18 protein-coding genes are annotated in these 20,357 nt (G+C 35.3%); 5 read left to right on the top strand and 13 right to left on the bottom strand.

Going from position 1 to position 20,357, the window contains the following annotated elements:
• Position 1: 1 nt before the first annotated feature.
• The 3 genes from J2Z40_RS02070 to J2Z40_RS02080 all read left to right on the top strand — a co-directional run bounded on the left by J2Z40_RS02070 (position 2) and on the right by J2Z40_RS02080 (position 2,294).
• Entirely contained in the window at positions 2 to 571 is a 570-nt protein-coding gene (locus tag J2Z40_RS02070) for an FHA domain-containing protein (protein WP_066394143.1), read from the top strand.
• A gap of 535 nt (positions 572 to 1,106) precedes the next feature.
• A complete protein-coding gene (locus tag J2Z40_RS02075) occupies positions 1,107 to 1,889 on the top strand; it encodes an LAGLIDADG family homing endonuclease (protein ID WP_066394140.1) in 783 nt (260 codons plus the stop codon).
• 30 nt (positions 1,890 to 1,919) lie between these two features.
• Complete coding sequence (locus J2Z40_RS02080; protein ID WP_066394138.1) at positions 1,920 to 2,294, top strand: rRNA methyltransferase; 375 nt, start codon at positions 1,920 to 1,922, stop codon at positions 2,292 to 2,294.
• Positions 2,295 to 2,759: 465 nt separating this feature from the next.
• Here the strand turns inward: J2Z40_RS02080 and J2Z40_RS02085 are convergent, their stop codons facing one another.
• The 13 genes from J2Z40_RS02085 to J2Z40_RS02145 form a co-directional block, all read right to left on the bottom strand.
• On the bottom strand, positions 2,760 to 3,284 hold the full coding sequence (locus J2Z40_RS02085; protein ID WP_180316801.1) for a CueP family metal-binding protein: 525 nt from the start codon (positions 3,282 to 3,284) through the stop codon (positions 2,760 to 2,762).
• 150 nt (positions 3,285 to 3,434) lie between these two features.
• Positions 3,435 to 5,561: a heavy metal translocating P-type ATPase gene (locus J2Z40_RS02090; RefSeq protein ID WP_066394130.1), complete on the bottom strand. Its 2,127-nt coding sequence runs from the start codon at positions 5,559 to 5,561 to the stop codon at positions 3,435 to 3,437.
• Positions 5,542 to 5,937, bottom strand: a complete 396-nt coding sequence (locus tag J2Z40_RS02095; RefSeq protein ID WP_066394128.1) for an ArsR/SmtB family transcription factor — start codon at positions 5,935 to 5,937, stop codon at positions 5,542 to 5,544. The genes J2Z40_RS02090 and J2Z40_RS02095 overlap by 20 nt, the downstream gene beginning before the upstream one ends.
• A gap of 206 nt (positions 5,938 to 6,143) precedes the next feature.
• The gene (locus J2Z40_RS02100; protein ID WP_066394126.1) at positions 6,144 to 7,082 is read right to left on the bottom strand and encodes a hypothetical protein; all 939 of its coding nucleotides are present in this window, start codon (positions 7,080 to 7,082) and stop codon (positions 6,144 to 6,146) included.
• Positions 7,072 to 7,584 (bottom strand): RNA polymerase sigma factor, encoded by a 513-nt coding sequence (locus J2Z40_RS02105; RefSeq protein ID WP_066394125.1) that lies wholly within the window; start codon positions 7,582 to 7,584, stop codon positions 7,072 to 7,074. The genes J2Z40_RS02100 and J2Z40_RS02105 overlap by 11 nt, the downstream gene beginning before the upstream one ends.
• Before the next feature lie 119 nt (positions 7,585 to 7,703).
• A complete protein-coding gene (locus tag J2Z40_RS02110) occupies positions 7,704 to 7,841 on the bottom strand; it encodes a hypothetical protein (protein WP_157087818.1) in 138 nt (45 codons plus the stop codon).
• 113 nt (positions 7,842 to 7,954) lie between these two features.
• A complete protein-coding gene (locus J2Z40_RS02115) occupies positions 7,955 to 8,437 on the bottom strand; it encodes a staygreen family protein (protein ID WP_245349935.1) in 483 nt (160 codons plus the stop codon).
• A gap of 118 nt (positions 8,438 to 8,555) precedes the next feature.
• Positions 8,556 to 9,317, bottom strand: a complete 762-nt coding sequence (locus tag J2Z40_RS02120; RefSeq protein ID WP_066394123.1) for a hypothetical protein — start codon at positions 9,315 to 9,317, stop codon at positions 8,556 to 8,558.
• A 123-nt stretch (positions 9,318 to 9,440) separates the two neighbouring features.
• Positions 9,441 to 10,865 carry an alanine/glycine:cation symporter family protein gene (locus J2Z40_RS02125; protein WP_066394117.1) on the bottom strand — a complete coding sequence of 475 codons (1,425 nt, stop codon included), beginning with the start codon at positions 10,863 to 10,865 and terminating at the stop codon, positions 9,441 to 9,443.
• 304 nt (positions 10,866 to 11,169) lie between these two features.
• Positions 11,170 to 13,608, bottom strand: coding sequence for a DNA topoisomerase IV subunit A (gene parC, locus J2Z40_RS02130; protein WP_066394115.1), 2,439 nt, complete (start codon positions 13,606 to 13,608; stop codon positions 11,170 to 11,172).
• Complete coding sequence (parE, locus tag J2Z40_RS02135) at positions 13,605 to 15,584, bottom strand: DNA topoisomerase IV subunit B (protein WP_066394113.1); 1,980 nt, start codon at positions 15,582 to 15,584, stop codon at positions 13,605 to 13,607. Before parE ends, parC begins: the two co-directional genes overlap by 4 nt.
• Positions 15,585 to 15,953: 369 nt before the next feature.
• A complete protein-coding gene (locus tag J2Z40_RS02140; RefSeq protein ID WP_066394111.1) occupies positions 15,954 to 16,367 on the bottom strand; it encodes a CoA-binding protein in 414 nt (137 codons plus the stop codon).
• A 78-nt stretch (positions 16,368 to 16,445) separates the two neighbouring features.
• Positions 16,446 to 18,170, bottom strand: a complete 1,725-nt coding sequence (locus J2Z40_RS02145) for a glycosyl hydrolase family 18 protein (protein ID WP_342590311.1) — start codon at positions 18,168 to 18,170, stop codon at positions 16,446 to 16,448.
• Positions 18,171 to 18,512: 342 nt separating this feature from the next.
• On the opposite strand from J2Z40_RS02145, the gene plsY reads away from it, so the two are divergent.
• Together plsY and J2Z40_RS02155 are read left to right on the top strand one after the other, a co-directional pair.
• On the top strand, positions 18,513 to 19,100 hold the full coding sequence (plsY, locus tag J2Z40_RS02150) for a glycerol-3-phosphate 1-O-acyltransferase PlsY (RefSeq protein ID WP_066394106.1): 588 nt from the start codon (positions 18,513 to 18,515) through the stop codon (positions 19,098 to 19,100).
• Positions 19,101 to 19,405: 305 nt separating this feature from the next.
• Positions 19,406 to 20,146 (top strand): sensor histidine kinase, encoded by a 741-nt coding sequence (locus tag J2Z40_RS02155; RefSeq protein WP_083953889.1) that lies wholly within the window; start codon positions 19,406 to 19,408, stop codon positions 20,144 to 20,146.
• The last annotated feature ends 211 nt before the right edge of the window (positions 20,147 to 20,357 follow it).

Below are 20,357 nucleotides of genomic sequence, written 5' to 3' on the forward strand. Positions count from 1 at the left end.
AATGAAGCGCTGTACGAATGGACATTATTACGATGAAACAAAGCATAGTCTCTGTCCACATTGTGGTGTAAATATTGATCTAAATTTAGGAATGACTATGCCCAAACGCCCTCATGGAGAGGATGCGAATCCAAATGCAGAGATTGGCAAAACGGTTGCTAAATTACCTGAAGGAAAGCGGGATCAGTCGAATGATGGCAAGACTGTTGCTGTTATCCGAAAAAAGATGGGCATTGACCCTATAGTCGGCTGGTTCGTCTGTATTGAAGGAGCAGATAAAGGGAAAGATTATAAAATTCGAAGTGAACGGAACTTTATTGGCCGCTCTGACAAAATGGATATACGGATTGCAGGGGATGAAGCTATTTCACGAGAAAACCATGCCATTGTCAGTTACAGTCCAAAGAAGAGACTTTTCCGCATCTATCCTGGTGATTCAAGAGGACTTGTCTACCTAAATGACGAGGAAGTTATCAAAGCAGATGAACTGCAACGATACGATATCGTAGAAATTGGCAAAACAAAATTAATGTTTATTCCATTTTGCAGTGATCAGTTTGATTGGGGATAAAGAAAAATGGTGGAAAGTTATTGAATACAAAAATGAAAGTTAAATAGGAGAACTGTTTTAGTTTTATAAGAAACAAATAAAAATTGCACAGCGGTTTAAGAGCTTAATCTAATTAACAGGACACACGTTCTGTTAATTGTAACAATTATTGTGCTTTTATGTTCTTATCGAATGTATGTTCCGTTATTTATCTGAAAAGATGTTGTTATTACCTAATTATTAGCTAATAACCTATTCAGTGTCCAAAAACTCTATAAAATAGCTTAATTTATAATCAATAACGTACTCAATGTCCACTAAAAAGTTAAAACGAAATATAATCGAGTAATACTAATATGAGAATGAATAAAACAAGCAAAAAAGTATGGATTCAGTGTAGGAATCCATGCTTTTTTGTTGAAATTGAAGCTGCAAATCAATAATTTCTTGATCACTACTGTAAAATCTTCTTCTTGAAAATAAGAACATTTGTTTGTATAATTAAATCGAGGATTATCATACACTATTTGAAATAATTAAGGGGAGAGTGAGAACCATGCCTAGAAATCCTGGGATGACAGATGAAGTCATCATTAGAATGTACAAAAGCGGTATGCCTTTTAAAGAGATGGTTCCAATCATTGGACTAAGTGATCGGGCCATTCGAAATGTAATTTACAAGCATGACATCGAAGTAAATCGTGAGCAATTTTCAGGGCAGCCGCGAAAGCATAAAGTAAATGAGGATTTCTTTAAAGTATGGACACATGAAATGACATGGGTACTTGGTCTTTTTATTACTGACGGTTGCATAAATAACAGCATTCACAGCATTTCCTTTTCTCAGAAAGATGAGAGCATTCTCCGTTTGATTGCAAAATATATGGAAGCTGATTACGTACTAGCTCCTATTGGTCCAACAAGCTCTACTCCTACACTAATTATAAATTCAAAAAAGATCAAAATGGATCTTGAGAAACTGGGCATAACCGCTAATAAATCATTTACAGTCCCATTTCCAAATGTTCCTGAGGAATATTTACCTTCATTTGTGAGGGGAGTGATTGATGGCGATGGATGGGTACAAAGAAAAGGGTATGTTATGAATATAACAACTTGTAGCATTCATTTTGCTGAAGGACTTTTGTCTGTATTTCAATCATGGGGGCTCAGAACTGAAATTACTGATGAATCTACCCAATTAGGTAACTTAATTTATAGGGTTTGGATAAAAGGAAAATTCGAACTTCCAAAACTGGCTAGCATTATTTATAATGAAACTTCTACTGGTTATATATCATATAAAAAAGAAAACATGACAAGACATAAAAAAATTTAATTTATAATTTTTCAAAATGGAGTGTTTAATATGTGGAAATTAGTTAATGGACATCTAGTTCAAACTACCGATCAAACTAGAGTAAAATTTAGAACGAATATAAGTAAATCCTTATTAGAAAAATTAAACAAGTTAGCCTTAGAATATGATACCCATGCAAATTATCTAATTGAAAGTGGTTTACAAACTGTCCTAACTCAAGATGTGATTCATTTTAATAAAAAAACTAGACCGAAAGATAGAATTCAATACAAAACTACATACGACAAAGAATTATTAGAGCAGGTTAAAGAGTTTGCTAAAAACCATCAATTATTTATAAATGATATTATTGAGTATAGTGTTCAATATATTGATTTCAATAATATTAAAAATAGCAACCACAAAAACAGAATAGAGCAGTAGTACTTTAATCTATTCTTGATTTAAAGAAACGCCCCGAACATAATATATATTATAGGAACTCAATTTTCAATCAAGATATCTCGTCTCAATTACAAAGTATACTTAAGATAGTGAGACGGTCTTGAAATTTTTATGTACTTTCAACTATAAATACTATGTAACAAAAATGTGCGCAAAAATTATGCATCTCGCGAAAAATCATTCATTGTCATCTGCATAGACTTTTCAAACATAACATAAACATAAAATAGAAATCCTCAATTATATATTGTTTATATTTCCTTCTTTAATTAGCAAGGTTTTCTCAGTTAATCTGCTGCATTCACTATAACTAAAATTACAGCTTTTAAGCCTGTGCTTTTTCTTCTATTATTATTATTATTATTATTATTATTATTTACGTTATTTTATTATTTTTCCAAACAGCAAGTTTACCCATAGAAAAAAGCACCTATTTAGGTGCTTTTATGTTAACTGCATAGTTGTAATACAAGTACGGTCATCCTTAAAAGTTGAGATTTCTGATTCTGATACTTGATCATCATACTTAATCGTTATTTGGTATGTTTTATCTCTTGGGAGCCATAAATCAAAAAAACCATTAGATTGGGATTTTACTTTTTCGTCTAGAATCACATTGCCTTCCGTATCTTCAATATATACATCAAATTCTTTATCAACTAATTCACCTTGACAACCTGTCAAGCTATGATTTGTTCAAGGGTGAGTTTGATCAACGTAAGGTGCAATGGAAACGAAAAAGTCTTCGTCTGATAGGTCATAGATTAACTCGTCTCCATCCTCTTTATTAACAATAAGCTCATGCGAAGTAATTGAGGCAGTCTCATTCTGAATATCCCCTGTACTGTAAGTATTTACCAGTTCTGTGATATTATCAACTTTTAAAGCAGCTTCATCGTTTGAACCGCTTTGTCCGCAACCAGCTAATACAATAGAAATAAGTGAAATAGCTAAAATAGTTACTTTCATCTTCATCCATATTCACCTCCTTATTATTCAATGATATATAGATTTTACCAAATAAATATGGATAAACTATGGATAAATAATGTACAATAACTTACATTTAATTTTGCAAAATGATCCATATAGTACGGGTAGTTTGGAAATTCCCCATGTTTATTCCTTAATCCTTAACAATCTCAATGAATTTAAAACAACAATTAATGTTGCGCCCATGTCTGCAAAGATTGCCATCCATAAAGTTAGCAATCCTGGGATAATTAAAATTAATGCTAACAATTTGAGTCCAAGTGCGAACAGAATATTTTCTTTTATAATCCTTAACGCTCTTCTGCTTAACAAAATCGTGTAAGGCAGTTTATTTAAATCATCTGCCATTAATGCAATATCAGCTGTTTCAATCGCCGTATCGGTGCCGGCACCACCCATTGCAATCCCTATATTCGCAGTTGCCAGAGCTGGTGCATCATTTACCCCATCCCCAACCATTGCTACTTTTCCATATTGTTCTCTTAATGATTTAATCGTCTCTAATTTATCTTGTGGCAATAAATCTGCCCTTACATCACTTAATCGTACTTGTTTTGCTATTGCTTGACCTGTGGCTTGATTATCACCAGTCAACATAATCATTTTTTTGATTCCAATATCAAATAATTTTTGGATCACTTTCGAACTACTGTCCCGTATTTGATCAGCTACCGCAATCATTCCAATGAGATCTTGATTAGTACCTACTAACATAACCGTTTTCCCTTGTACTTGTAATGCGTTAATTTCCTCCTCAATTGAAATAGGGAAATTAATCATTTCCTTAAATAGATTTGGACTTCCAATATAATATAAAGTACTGTTTACTATTGCTTTGGCACCTTTTCCTGTAATCGATTGAAAATCCTCCGTTTTGAAATCATTCAAAGAAATGCCCATTTCCTCTGATTTTCGAATAATTGCTGAAGCTAAGGGATGCTGTGAGAATGTCTCAATGGCCATAGAGATTCCTAAAAGTTCATTTTCTTCATGTCCATTAAAAACTTTCATGTCAGTCACTTCCGGCGTTCCTTTCGTTAATGTCCCGGTTTTATCAAAGGCAATCACTTTTAATCGACCTGCTTCTTCTAAGTGAATACCTCCTTTGATTAAAACTCCTTTTTTTGCTGCATTTCCAATAGCTGTGACAATCGCTACTGGGGTAGAAATAACCAATGCGCATGGACAGCCTACGACTAAAACAGCAAGGCCACGATAAATCCACTCAGACCAATCTCCACCAAAAAATAATGGCGGAACAATCACAATTAATAACGCAATGAACATAATAGCGGGGGTATAGTATTTCGCGAATCTATCAACAAATGCTTGCGAAGGCGCGCGTTCTGCTTGCGCTTCTTCTACTAGATGAATAATTTTTGAAATGGTTGTATCTTCTACTCTTTTAGTAACTTTTACTTCTAATGATCCTTCTTCATTGAACGTGCCTGCAAATACTTCATCCCCAATTGTCTTTAAAGCTGGAATCGACTCGCCTGTAATGGCAGCTTGATTAATGGAAGATTGCCCTTTGATAACTTCTCCATCCATTGCTAGCTTTTGTCCTGGTTTTATAATTAGTATGTCTCCTAATTCGATATCTTCAACGTCTAATTCCATTTCTTGTTTGCCACGTCTAATGAAAGCTGTTTTGGGAGCGATATCCATAAGAGAACGAATAGATTCACGTGCTTTATCCATTGAATAACTTTCTAACGCTTCACTTAATGCAAATAAGAAAACGACAACGGCTCCCTCACTCCACTCTCCTATGATGGCAGCACCAATAATCGCGATTGTCATAAGTGTTTTCATATCAAATTGAAGCTTTGTAAGATTTTTTAGCCCTACTTTAAATAGCTTAAATCCCCCAATTAAAATAGAGATTGCGAAAATAAAGATGGTTGCCCAGTGATCCTCTCCCAATGCAAAGGTGAAGGCATAGCCAGAAATTAAGAAGAAAAGAGAAGCAATTGTATTCTTATTTTCTGCCTTTTTCCAGAAAGGAATTTTCTCTTCATCTACCCTTTGATTTAAAGGCATGACTTTAATTCCATCAAACGCTCCAGCTTCTTCTAGTTGTTCAATCGATGCTTCCCCAATAACAGTTAATTTTGAAGCACCAAAATTTAATTGCACTTCACTAACAGTTTGAATCTCACGTACATTCTTTTCAAATTTCGCTGCACAGTTTGTACACGAAAGACCTTGTAGGCGGTATATTTCTTTATTCTTATGCAGTGCTTCCCCCATTACTTACACCCTCTTTAGTATGAATGATTGCGATCGATACTAATTGATGAACATGATCATCAGCTAAAGAATAAAAGACAAGTTTTCCTTCCTTTCGATGCTTAGCTAAACCCATATCACGTAATAAACGTAAATGATGGCTTGCTGTAGCAGTTGAAGAACCAATAATATTTGCAACATCACAAACACATAATTCCTCCACGATTGTTAGTGCATAAGCAATTTTAATTCGAGTAGAATCAGACAAGGCTTTAAATAATAACTCTACTCCATTTATTTCGTCTATTTGCTTTTGGACTTTATTTACCTTTTCTTCATCAAAGAAAAAAACTTCACATGCATCATTTGTATTTATATTTGAACTTTTTTGATTCATTATCACACCTCATTCAAATGATCATTTGATTGTTTATATTAGCTTATGCCATACGATGTCAATTGTCAAAAGATAAATGGATAATTAATATTTGTATATAATAAAGGCCAATTTCTGAGCACATAGCCTGAGAAATTGACCTTTTATTATCTATATTAACTATTTATATTGACCGCTCTAAATATGAATAATTGATCTTCTATCGCTTACTTATTTTCATATTTTTTAATCGTAAAAAAGTCTTCCTCATTTGAACTTTGAATGGTCATTTCTATATACTGTCCTTCCTTTTCAAATACATAATAGTTGTCCCTTTGTAATTCCTCTTTCAGTTGCCAACCCCAACTTTCAATCATTACATTGTACTCTTCTTGAATGCCTCCATTCGTACCTAATACATTATAGAGAAAGGTTTCTTGACCATCTTCACTGCTTTCAATACGTTCAGCCTCAGTTGGAATCGGAAATGCGGGAAAGGATATAGAGCTTTTGAAATTTTTATTATACAAGCGATCTTCATAAATGAGTTGAAAGTCTTTCACAACTAATTTATCGTTTTCTTTTATAAATGTGATTGTTTCCTTCGTATGATAATAGGCCGGTTCACTAGTTTGAGTCGTATATATGATATTAGCGTTCATCCCCTCGACTTCTATGTCGAAATCTACCACCCACGGACTCGATACACCAATTGTATAATTCCCGTTTTCTCCACTGCTAATTACCTGTTCTTGTATAAATTTTTCTTTCGCTGTCTCTGATAACATTTGATATCTTGGTTTGCCATCACGTAATTTTAATGCGTTTGCCCAAATTGTCGAAAGCTCCTCCAATTCTTCATGAACTTTAACCAATTCTTGTTGTCCTCCCGTTGCTGACATTGAATCATCTGGTTGATTAGACACATGGAATAGATTGAAACTATCAGTCGCTACAAATAAAAGACTTGCTAAAGCAAGCACAGCTACACCAGCAACAGGTACCGTTAATTTCTTTAAAAAGACTTTAAATCCTTGCCGCTTCTTCTTTTTTCCCTTGTTATTTATTTCTTCTTGTAGAGCAGTCTCAATTAATATTTTTGTTTCCTCATTAAGCTGATAATCTTTAGGAAAAGAATGTAATCTGTCGGATAATTTACGATTCATCAGATAGTCCTCCAATCCTATTCTCTAAAGCCTTAAGTCCACGATTATATGTAACCCTTACCTTATTTTCACTCCAATTTAGAATTTCTGCTGTTTCCTTGCTGCTCATTTCTTTGATCCCTTTTAAAATAAGGACATCACGATAGCTTTGCTTTAAAGTCTGGATCGTTTGATAAATTTCCTTATTTGTCTCAGTTAGCCGATAAATATCTTCTGGTGATTTAATCTCGTGATGTACTTGATAATGTGCAAATTTCTGTTGCTTATCTTTTTCTTTTTTCTCTTTCCTCATTTCATCGATCGCGATATTTCGAGCAATTGTAAATAACCATGTTTTTGGTCTAGATAACCGATTAAACGTATGTATTCGTCTAAATGCTCGAATATAAACCTCTTGAACCAAATCCTCTACATCCACTCTACCCGTATAGTAGATTAGGAAATTTAGAATATCATCACTATAATCATGAAACCATTCTGTTATTTCTTGTTTATCATCCAAGACCCTCTCCTCCTGCTGTTTTTCTATCCGTAAATTAGACGATTGTTTTATCGTTAAATTACAGTTTTATTCGTTTTTTTATATAAAAAAACAGGCACAATTTTGCACCTGTTTTATTCTTATTCACTATTTTGAGTGATATTAAAAAAGGTCTCTTCTGGACTTTCTCCTTTTTTCACTACTGAATCTTTCTTTTCTTTTCCCATTTTCCCATCTGATTCATAACTTAATTTTATATTATTTTCCTTTTTCTTCATTCACTTTTCACTCCTTTTTAATAGCGTCTGTCATCCGATAAATGATTATCCATTAGATTTTTAAAAAATAAAAAAGCCTAAGATGGCAACTAAATCTTAGGCTTTCAACTTATTTATGTTTCAACTGCTTGTATTGTTTCATTTAAATACTGTCGTGGAGTTTCAAAATAGATCATTTTGTTGTACTCTTCAAAATTCGATTGAAAATGAATATAAATAGGTGAATCGAGCAACCAAGGATAATTAGCAAAGAATGTACGATCCCCATTGATCATTGCCGCTAATGCCATCTTCACTTCACGTTCAAAAATCATAAAACGAATCCTTGCGTATTTTTCATCAAATGTATTATCACTAATAAACAGTTTGCCACTCAGTACGTACTGTCCCATTTGCGGAATCCACTCTGCAAGCACTTCATCACGATATTTCATATGGATAGCGTTGTAATCATATTGGTAGCCAATACTTAGGAATGATTCTTCAGTTGTTTTTGATTGAGTCCACGTATATTTTCTTCGATCTACTGGACGAAATTCAGTAGCTGGAGGCAAATAGTTAACTGATATTTTTGCTGGATCCCAATTACTCATCATTTGTGACCCCCTTTTTTACCTTCACTTACTATATTTTATGAAAATATAATAAAAACGTGACTCATGCCTATTTTCAATAATGAATGATCTAGACGGTCAAAGGGATTATCCATGGCTCTTATGATTTTGATTCCAATATTTTTGTATCTTTCAATACCCATTTTCCATTTTCATATAGCCAAATAGATTTAACAATTGCAATTCTATCCGCATGATAAGCTCCACTTATTGCTTGGTAACCGATTAAACCGTACATTTTATCATCTGTTACAAGCTTAGGCTTTAAGACAGCAAATGGATCTACCATTAGCTCTGTTGGTTCACTAAGTTTGCCATTTATATACAAACCACTTTTCTCATATTCTTTCCCTCGATTTCTTAAATCAAAAGTAACTGATTCACCTGTTTCCTGTATTGTGATAGATGCTTTATAGCCATTTTGAAATTGTCCATTAATAACAAGTGCATCTGGAACGGTTAAGTCTGTTAAATTAAAATCCTTCAGCGTATATAAATAATGATTGGTAATACCTCCGCTGCCGCCCGTGTCACTACTTACAAACATATCTTTAATTCCATCATGATTTAAGTCCAAAAACTTTATTTTTGGTGAATAGCCACCATCTAAAGCAATTGTGTAGACTTTGCCATTTGATGCATTAATTTGTAATTGGATTTCCTTCAAAAAAGAATGAGTTTCACCTTCCTCATATGGAAGCCCTTTTATTATGATTGTATCTTCTTTTTTGTCCCCGGTTACATCTTGTTTACTAGTTGAGATTGTAATCCACTTATTATCCTCTTCTCCTGCATATACTCCCGTTATTGAAAGAGTCATAAAAAATAAAGCAGCCAATGCAAAAATCATTTCTTTTCTCATTCGTTAAGCCTCCCTTAGCTTTCTTAATTTATTATGTCCCTTTATGGAAAAATTATGTAGGAATGTAAAAACAGAAACAGCCTCCTGTTCAATAAGAAACAGGAGGCTGTTTATTTTAAGTGACTATTTATCTTTTAAAGCTTCTTCTTTTGTTTCCCAGCATTCAATACCTTCTAATCCAGGAATCGAATCTGCATAGAATACAGGATCTTTCCCTTCTTTACGCTGTCCCCTGTAATCTTTCAAAGCCGCAAAGGCAATCTTTCCTAGCATAACAATGGCAACGAGATTAATTAATGCCATAACGCCCATAAATAGATCAGCTAGATTCCAGACAACCGCTAAATCAACAACTGCACCGAAAATAACCATTCCTATAACAGCTAAGCGATAGACCAATAATGCTGAACGGCTTTTTTTAATAAATTCAATATTTGTTTCCCCATAATAATAGTTTCCTATTACAGACGTAAATGCGAACAAGAAAATAGCGACAGCTACAAAAATAGAAGCCCAAGAGCCAATATGAGCACTCATTGCTGCTTGGGTAAGCTGAATACCTGTTAAATCTGATGTTGCAAAATCACCATATAAGAGAATAATAAATGCAGTAGCCGAGCAAATCAGAATGGTATCTACAAACACGCCTAAAGTTTGTATTAATCCTTGTTTGACCGGATGACTAACTGAAGCAGTTGCAGCAGCATTCGGCGCACTTCCCATTCCAGCTTCATTTGAAAATAATCCACGTTTAATGCCCATCATAATCGCCGCACCAATTGTACCGCCAATTACCTCATCCAATCCAAATGCCCCCTTCACAATCATAGTGATAAGGCTTGGAATTTCAGAAAAGTTCATAATAACAACGATAATTGCTACAATTAAATAAATAACAGCCATTATTGGAACAATCACCTGAGATACATTTGCGATTCGTTTTACTCCTCCAAAGATGATTATAGCCGTTAATACAGCTAGAATAAGTCCCATTGTTAATCGACTTGTTCCAAATGCCTCATTAAAAGCTAAAGAAATCGTATTGGATTGGACTGAGTTAAACACTAGACCAAAACAAAAGGTAATGATTATAGCAAAAACAATTCCCATCCAGCGCTTCTTAAGTCCTTTTTCCATATAATAAGCAGGGCCGCCACGGAAGGAATCTTTGTCTTTTACTTTATAAATTTGAGCAAGTGTGCTCTCAACAAAACTAGATGCTGCACCTAAAAAAGCAATCAGCCACATCCAGAATACTGCACCAGGTCCTCCAGCTGCAATTGCAGTGGCAACGCCTGCAATATTCCCAGTTCCTACTCGTGAGGCTGCACTAATACAGAATGCTTGAAATGATGATATTCCTCGTTTACCCTCTGGGGTTACCATTGCTTTATCGCCCAAAATTCGAAACATTTCCCCTAAATATCGAAATTGAACAAACTTACTTTTAAAACTGAAATAAAGACCAAAAATAATTAATAGTGCAATTAAAATATAGGTCCATAGCATATCATTTAGAAATCCAATAATTGATTCAAAAACGTTCATATTTTCCTCCAATAATATCTGAATATGCTGCTAATTTATTATCCTAAAATAATTTATTATCCTAAAATAATTTAATATCCTTTAATCTATCAAAATATCAGCATGTAAACAAGTTAAATATTATATTTCAAACAAAAAATATTCTTTGTGAGCAATTTCAAATTATCTAATTTAGACTTTTTATCATAAATTCATCCAAAATCATATCAAAGAAAATATCTCGGTAAAAATAATCAAACCTTAAACGAATGGATTAGTTACCTAAATAAAAAACAAAATCCCCTACAATTGCAGGGGATTTCACCTAGTCTTCTGAACTTACTTCCAGAATGTTTTTCCATACTTCTACAACTTGCCCGTGCACGGATTCATCAATAATAAATGAACCGTTTGAATAGCGATCATTGTATCGAATCGTTGCTGCTATTGTTGATTCAATTTGTCCTTTATCTGTTGCAATAAATATTTCGTCATTACTTGCCACAATTAAAGATCGAATCACTCGATGTGGATTTGTTTTCAATTCTCTAAGCATAACTACACCACGTTTGGCACGCGAAGTCTTTTCAAATTCAGTTAATTTCATTCTTTTAATAGAACCTCTTTGCGTAACAATTACAGCCGCTTGATCCTTAGATTGATCAATCAGCTGACCGGCAGTCACAAAGTCGTTTTCCTTTAAGTTTATTCCTTTTACTCCAGCTGCTCTTGTACCGACGATATTGATTTCTTCTTCATGGAACCAAAGGGCATATCCGTTAAATGTCGATAAAAACAGTTCCTTTTTACCATTTGTTTCATGAACATCTATAACCTCGTCCTTGCCTTTTAGATTGATAGCAACTAAAGGTTTAGAATATCGTTGAGCTTTATACTCTTTTAATTCTGTTTTCTTGACCATCCCATTTTTCGTTACAAATAGGAGGAAGGAACTCTTCTCGAAATCTTTAATTGGAAGAGCTTTCACAATGGTTTCATCCCGCTCAATCGGTATAATATTAGCAATATGCTGACCTAGATCCTTCCAGCGAATATCCGGTAGGGAATGAACCGGACAATATAAATAATTCCCCTTATTTGTGAATACAAGCAATACATCCGTTGTATTCATTTCTAGCTGTGCAAGCAAACGATCTGAATCCTTCATCCCAAAGTCCTGTCCGTTTGACGCAGCAAATGAACGCTGGCTTGTCCGCTTTACATAGCCTTCCTTCGTCACTGTTACAATTACATCCTCGCTTGCAACAAGCACTTCAAGATTGATTTTAATTTCTTCAATTTCTGCTTCAATCCTTGTTCTACGCTCATCTGCAAAACGCTTTTTCACTTCTTTAAGCTCTTTATGAATTACAGCATGCAGCTTCTTTTCACTTTCCAAAATAGCAGTCAGTTCAGCAATTTTCTTTGCTAATTCTTCCGCCTCTGCTCGTAATGCTGTAATATCTGTATTCGTTAAACGATATAGCTGTAAGGATACGATTGCTTCCGCTTGCGGCTCTGTGAAAGCAAATTTAGCAATTAAGTTGTCCTTCGCATCGCGCTTATCCTTCGATGCACGAATAGCAGCGATCACTTCATCAAGAATAGAGAGGGCTTTCATTAATCCCTCTACAATATGCTGGCGGGCATTTGCCTTTTCTAGTTCAAATTGAGATCTTCTAGTTACTACTTCTTTACGATGATTAATATACGCATCTAACAGCTCTCTAAGGCCCATCAGCTTCGGATGTCTATCAGAAATCGCAACCATATTAAAATTATATGTGATTTGTAAATCGCTATTTTTATAAAGGTAATGGAGGACGCCTTCTGGATCTGATTCTTTTTTCAGCTCAATAACAATACGCAATCCTGTACGATCCGTTTCGTCACGAACTTCTGCAATTCCTTCTACTTTACGATCTAAGCGGAATTCATCCATTTTCTTTACAAGGTTGGCTTTATTGACCTCATATGGAATTTCCGTAATAACAATCTGCTTTTTTCCACCGCGGAGATCTTCAAACTCCGCTTTTCCACGAACGATAATTTTCCCTTTTCCCGTTTCATAGGCCTTCTTTATTCCTTCTACACCTTGAATAATTCCGCCGGTAGGGAAATCTGGCCCTTTTATAAGCTCCATAAGCTCATCAACCGAACATGTTGGATTGTCCATCCGATAAATAGCCCCATCAATCACCTCATTCAAGTGATGTGGTGGAATTTCTGTGGCATAACCAGCTGATATTCCAGTTGAACCGTTTACAAGAAGATTCGGGTACATCGCAGGCAATACAGTTGGTTCTTCAGCTGTATCATCAAAGTTTGGGATAAAATCAACTGTTCTTTTTTCAATATCCTTCAGCAATTCAGCTGAAATGGCAGATAGTCTTGCTTCTGTATAACGCATCGCAGCAGGGGGATCCCCATCAATGCTTCCGTTGTTTCCATGCATCTGAACTAATACATTACGGACCTTCCAATCTTGACTTAGCCGAACCATTGCTTCATAAACGGATGTATCTCCATGAGGATGATAATTACCGATTACATTCCCTACTGTTTTCGCTGATTTCCTAAAGCCCTTATCATGTGTATTGCCTTCCACATGCATCGCATAAAGGATTCGGCGTTGAACAGGCTTCAATCCATCACGTGCATCTGGCAATGCCCGTTCTTGAATAATGTATTTACTGTATCTTCCAAAACGATCACCTAGCACATCTTCTAGTGGGAGGTCACGGAATACTTCTGAACTGCTCATGATTCATTTCCCTCCTCTAGTACTGAAATATTCTCGTTTTCTAGGATACTTCCATCCTCTTCAAGTCCAAATGCTACATTCGATTCAATCCACTTACGTCTCGGTTCTACTTTATCCCCCATAAGTGTAGTAATTCGGCGCTCAGCTCTAGCTGCATCATCAATTCTCACACGAATTAAAGTCCTTGTTTCAGGGTCCATTGTCGTATCCCAAAGCTGATCAGCATTCATTTCTCCAAGCCCTTTATAGCGCTGAAGAATATAGCCTTTTCCAACCTTCTTAATCGTATCTTGGAGATCATCATCACTCCATGCGTATTCAATTACTTCTTTTTTCCCTGCACCCTTGCTCACTTTATATAATGGAGGCAGAGCAATAAAAATTTTCCCCGCATCAAGGAGTGGTTTCATATAACGATAGAAGAATGTTAATAAGAGAACCTGTATATGAGCGCCATCAGTATCTGCATCAGTCATAATGATAATTTTATCGTAATTAATATCCTCAACATTAAAGTCAGTACCTACTCCACCGCCTACCGCATGGATAATCGTATTGATCTCTTCATTTTTGAAAATATCTACTAGCTTTGCCTTTTCTGTGTTGATTACTTTTCCTCGTAATGGAAGGACAGCTTGGAAACGGCGATCTCTTCCCTGCTTTGCGGAGCCTCCTGCAGAATCACCCTCAACTAAATACAGTTCATTTTTCTTTGGGTTTCGAGATTGTGCAGGTGTTAATTTACCTGAAAGCACTGCTTCAGAGCGTTTTCTTTTCTTGCCGCTTCTTGCATCTTCACGTGCTTTTCTTGCTGCTTCCCTTGCCTGATAGGCCTTGATTGCCTTTTTCACGAGTAGAGAACTAACGTTCGGATTTTCTTCAAGGAAATAAGAGAGTTGTTCATAGACAACTGAATCAACCGCTGACCTTGCTTCACTTGTTCCAAGCTTTCCTTTCGTTTGTCCTTCGAATTGAAGCTGATCTTCTGGCACACGTACAGAAATAATTGCTGTAAAACCTTCACGAATATCTGAACCATCAAGGTTTTTGTCCTTTTCCTTTAAAAGACTTGCCTTTCTGGCATACTCATTAAATATTCTTGTCATCCCCGTCTTTGCCCCAGCTTCATGGGTCCCGCCATCCTTTGTTCGAACATTATTTACAAAAGACAGTACATTTTCTGAGTAGCCATCATTAAATTGAAAAGCAAAATCTACTTCAATTTCATGTTGGATGCCTTCAAAGCTAACAACTGGATGGAGAACATCCTTTTCTTCATTTAAATATTCAACAAATGCTTCGATTCCGTTTTCATAGTGGAAGATTTCTTGTACACCATTTCGGTCATCAATGATTTCAATCTTCATTCCCTTCAAGAGAAATGCAGATTCACGCAAGCGCTCACATAAGGTTTCATAATTATATGTGGTAGCAGAAAAAATTGTGGGATCTGGCTTAAAATGTATCGTTGTTCCTGTCTGATTTGTTTTTCCTACTTTTTCAAGTGTCGTAACAGGAATCCCACCATTTTCAAATCGTTGTTCATATACTGTGCCATCACGCTTTATCGTTACAATTAACCACTCAGAAAGGGCATTTACAACTGATGCACCTACCCCATGCAGCCCTCCGCTTGTTTTATACCCGCCTTGGCCAAATTTTCCTCCAGCATGCAGAACAGTTAATATCACTTCAGGCGTTGGTTTTCCCATTCGATGCATGCCAGTTGGCATCCCCCGGCCTTTATCTTTTACACTAATCGAATTATCTTTATGTATTTTGACAATAATATGGTCTCCATAGCCTGCTAATGCTTCATCTACTGCATTGTCGACAATCTCATATACAAGATGGTGAAGACCTCTAGCATCTGTGCTTCCAATGTACATACCAGGGCGCTTTCTTACTGCCTCAAGCCCTTCGAGTACCTGTATGGCATCATCATTATAATCAAAAGTTTCTTGATTCCTTGCCACAAACATACCCCTTTCATTTCCCGAGAACGCATTTTACCTTTTATTTGTATATAGAATTACTTTTGTAAGAAACAATTCATTCTTCTATTTATACAATTCATACTCGTTTATGTATTCGTCTATAAATCGGTGATTCCTTTTTTTATATGAGGAAATCATGATTAAGAACGAATGTTCCATCTTATTATTTTACCATATTTTTTAATGAAGCCTAAGCTTTATTGTATCTATTTATTCCATTTTGGCAAATGGAGGAACAACTATTTTATAAATATGCTTATTGATTTTACGTGTATGAAGCCTATTCTTTCAATGTTTTATAACAATAATAAAAAAACATGAGACCAAGAAGGATCTCATGTTTCTTTATTATTTGGTTAGAGCGTGCTCCACTTTAATGCAACGATCCATAACAACTGTATTGCCCTTTTCCTTTAAGAAATGATAGGCATCCTCATTGATGCATCCTTGTTGGGCCCAAAAGATGTCAGAATCGATTTCCGCAAATTCCTCAGCAACCTGCAGTAAATGCTCAGAACGACGAAAAACATTTACGATATCAATTGGTCCTTCAATTTCTTTTAAAGATTTCACTGCTTTTACGCCTAAAACCTCATCAACCGTCGGATTAACTGGAATGATTTCATAACCAGCATCCTGCATCGCTTTTGATACCATATATGATGTTCTTTCAGGATTGCCACTAAGTCCTACTACAGCAATTCGTTTTGCTTTCTTTAAGATCAAACCAAGTTCTTCTCTGCTAGGAATATCCATTGTCATAACATATACCTCCTTCTTTTCTATCTATATTGTACCGAATATATGGGTGATTTTCTAATCATTGACAAAACCAAGCGATTATTTTTTTGTTACCTGCTTCTCCCCTAAAGAAAGAGCTAACCACGCAGATTCATCCGCAAAATATCTTGACCAGCTGGCAACTCCTGCTAAGTTATATTTCATAGCTAAATCGGCACGTTTGCTTAATGATAATTCATCTTCTAGCCATATTTTATAAGTGGTTTGTTCTTCTTCTACATATAGCTCTGCATAATTTTGTCCGCTTGCTTCATCAAAAACAGGGGTTAGGCCATTTTCTGTAAGCCATTCCTTTACTTTACTCATTGAAAGAGCCTGTGAAGAAACCTCTCCAGAATCCTTTTCAGCCCATAGTCGGGCATACAAAGGAACACCTAGAATTAGATGGTCGTTTGGAACAATCTCTAATAGTTTCTGTAAGTTTGATTCTACCCATGGCAAACTTGATACACTGCCCGCAACTGGCGAGGATCCCCAATGCTCGTCATAAGCCATAACAACCATATAATCTACAAGACTAGCTAATTTATCCCGCTCATAAAATGCTGACCAATTTCCTCCCGCAATAAAAGTAATATCCATCGAAACGAGAAGACCTGCTTCATGAAAATACGGAACCGCTTCTCGCACAAATTGTGTGACTAACGGACCATCATCTTGATTTACATTTTCAATATCAAGATTTATTCCATTTAATTGATAGATTTTACTATAGTGAAGAAGCTGTCGAATAATCTGCTGTCTTGTTTCAAAATTTTTTAAAGCCTCATGGGTAAGCTGAGGGTCAAATGCATTTGAAAACAAACCCCAAACTTGATAGCCTTGCTTTTGTGCCCATTGAGAAAATTCAAGTGAACCAAGATTTTTAATCGCTCCATCTGCAGACTCTAGTTCAAACCAGGTTGGTGAAATGACATTCACACCCGGCATTTCTGGCATATTAGCGGTGTTAGGATTTTTAGAATAGACGGCTTCCCATGTAAGATGGATCGGTCCATCAAGTTTCGGAACAATAATCGGTTCATTTTTACGAGAAATGGCAATCTTTTCAACAAGATCCTCTTTTATGACTGTATTCTTTTTTAAATAACCAGCAATTCCATTTTCTTTTCTAACAAAATAGTAATCTTCTTTTTCCCCCTCGATAAAAAGCGGTTCATCCTGAAAAGCTTGATCTACATAGGGGGATTGTAGGTCTGGATCTGTTCGTAATCGTAGTTTCTCTTCATGTACCTTATCATTCGTCACTTGCCCTTTAACGATTTCCTGTCCATCCTTCTTAATCCAAATGGCATTTGATTCAGGTAAAATGGAATATTCAATTGGATAATAGGTCAGTAATGGCTCTAGAGCAATATACTTTTCCCCATTCTTCTCTTTGAAAATAGAAAAATGCAATTGGACGGGTTCCTCATTTACATAATAGGTGAGTGATTCAGAAGGCATTTGGATAACCTTGTCTTTTGTTGTAATAATAAGTGAATTCGATTTCTCATCGTATGTGATGGAGTCATCAATATACTCTTTCATGAAGGTGTATGGCATATAGACGCTTTCCCCTTCAACAATTGATTGACCAGCCTGCTTCCCTTCGAATAAGATTGGATTTTCCCCTTCGAAATAATCAAGCTTTGAAGTTGACGCAAATGGATATAATAGGAATACGACGCTTGAAACGATTAGTAAAAATGCGAATAAAAGCCCAGCAATGATCCAGCCCATTGCATGTGACTTTTGTTTATGAAATTCAACACGAGCCATCATTCTTTCCTCCTTGAAACTATCGTAACGAATAATCCTTCATTTGGAAAGGATTATTCATAGCCATTTATAGTTGATAAAAACCAAGAATGGAGAAAATCATAAAACCTAATATAAAAATTGGTTTTTAGCCCATTTCATTACGTTTGTGCATAGAAATTTATATTTTCTTCATGGTACAATAAAGAAACAAAAACGTGAATGAGTCAGAACAACAGTTTATTCCACTAATGAGTAGTTGAACAAAAATGGATGATTGCATGCAGCAATTCTCCACTTATTCTTCTTTTCACAAGTGAGTGTTTACTGCCTATAGTCATGCATTAAGTTAGAAGGAGAGTTTTTATGGTTACATACGGAATAATTATTTTAATTGCTTACTTACTCGGTTCCATCCCCTCAGGTTTAATTATTGGAAAGCTATTTCATGGAGTGGATATTCGTGAGCATGGGAGCGGAAATTTAGGTGGGACAAACTCTTTTCGAGTTCTTGGGAAGAAAGCTGGCCTAATTGTTACAATTGCAGATATTCTTAAAGGAACAATAGCTGTGTCTCTTCCGCTTATATTTGGCTCAGAGGAGATTCATCGACTCATTCCAGGAATTTTTGCGGTCATCGGACATATGTACCCAATCTTTGCTGGCTTCAAAGGCGGAAAAGCAGTTGCCACATCTGGTGGTGTTTTATTAGGTTATGCGTATCCAATGTTCTTCATTATGTTATTAGTCTTTTTCATTTGTTTATACTTAACAAAATACGTTTCTTTAGCCTCTATGCTTGCAGCAATTGTTTCTGTCATTTATGCACTAATCGTTTGGGATCTTCCGCTTATTTTCGTCGTGCTCATATTAGCCGTTTTCGTGATTTATCGACATCGAGCAAATATCAACCGAATTATTAATAAAACAGAACCAAAAATAAAATGGCTATAGCATTCATTTTCTTAAAACAGCAGAAATAGTCTGCTGTTTTTTCTTTTCCTCCTTTTTCCCCCTCCAATTATTACAAATTTGCGAATTTAGATTCGTTCGAATTAAAAGTTGTTATTGTTCGTTATTGATAACTCCTGAGATTTTAGTATAATTGTGGTAAGAAAGTCTTATACTTCTTCACTTTCATTCCTTACAAACAATAGATTACAAGACTATACATAAATTGATTTATTTCGTCATAGATTAGATTAACAAAAGAAATCTACCTAAACACAAATCAAGAATAAAATGGTAAGGATGATTAAATGATGGATCAATCAATTTTGAAGAATACTATTTCATTTTCAGATGAGCATGCAGATCTTGCACATCACTCTCATACTTTAGAAAATATCCACACACTAGCTGCTGAAGTTGCCCATGAAATTAAAAATCCGTTAACATCTGTGAAAGGATTTCTCCAACTATTAAGACCTTATTTAATTGAAATCGGCAAAGAGCAATATGCAGATATTGCCCTTGATGAACTGAATCGAGCTCAAACATTAATTTTTGATTTTTTAAATGCTGCCAATCCACAAAGGAATAAGAAGAAACTAGTTCCATTAAATAAAATCATTAATGACATTAGGCTTTTTTATGGTGATGAAGCATCACATCAGGACATCCTTTTAAATATTACGCTTCTTGAATCCAATCCATCCATTTTTGCTGATGAGATGCAAATCAAACAAGTTCTTATTAACCTATTAAAAAATGCAATCGATGCTATTAACATGAAAAGCATCAAAACTTCTGGACAAATAGATTTAGAATTAGCTATTGAAGATCAAGCGATTGCCATAATCTTTAAAGACAATGGCTGTGGAATGTCAGATGAGACCATAAACAATATTTTTGTCCCTTTTTATACAACAAAACAAACAGGGACAGGAATTGGACTACCGATTTGCAAAAAAATAATTGAAGATCATTCAGGTCAAATAATGATCGCAAGCCTGCTAGGAATTGGCTCAACTATCAAAATCCACCTGCCACTCTATTAAAACTACTTTAACAGCCGCTAATTCGTTAATTGGCAGCTGTTTTTTTATTTCCTTGAAAAATGTATGATATTGTAATTAAATAGCGAAAAAATACGAAATTTGTATTATAGTTAATAGAAAAGCGGAAGCGCCTTGTTCACCCCCGAAAAGCACAAGACAAGATGGCTAGAAGGTTGGTTTTTAACCTTCTGGACAGATTGGCTTGTGACCT

It is taken from the genome of Cytobacillus eiseniae (assembly GCF_017874625.1).
GTDB lineage: Bacteria > Bacillota > Bacilli > Bacillales > Cytobacillaceae > Cytobacillus > Cytobacillus eiseniae.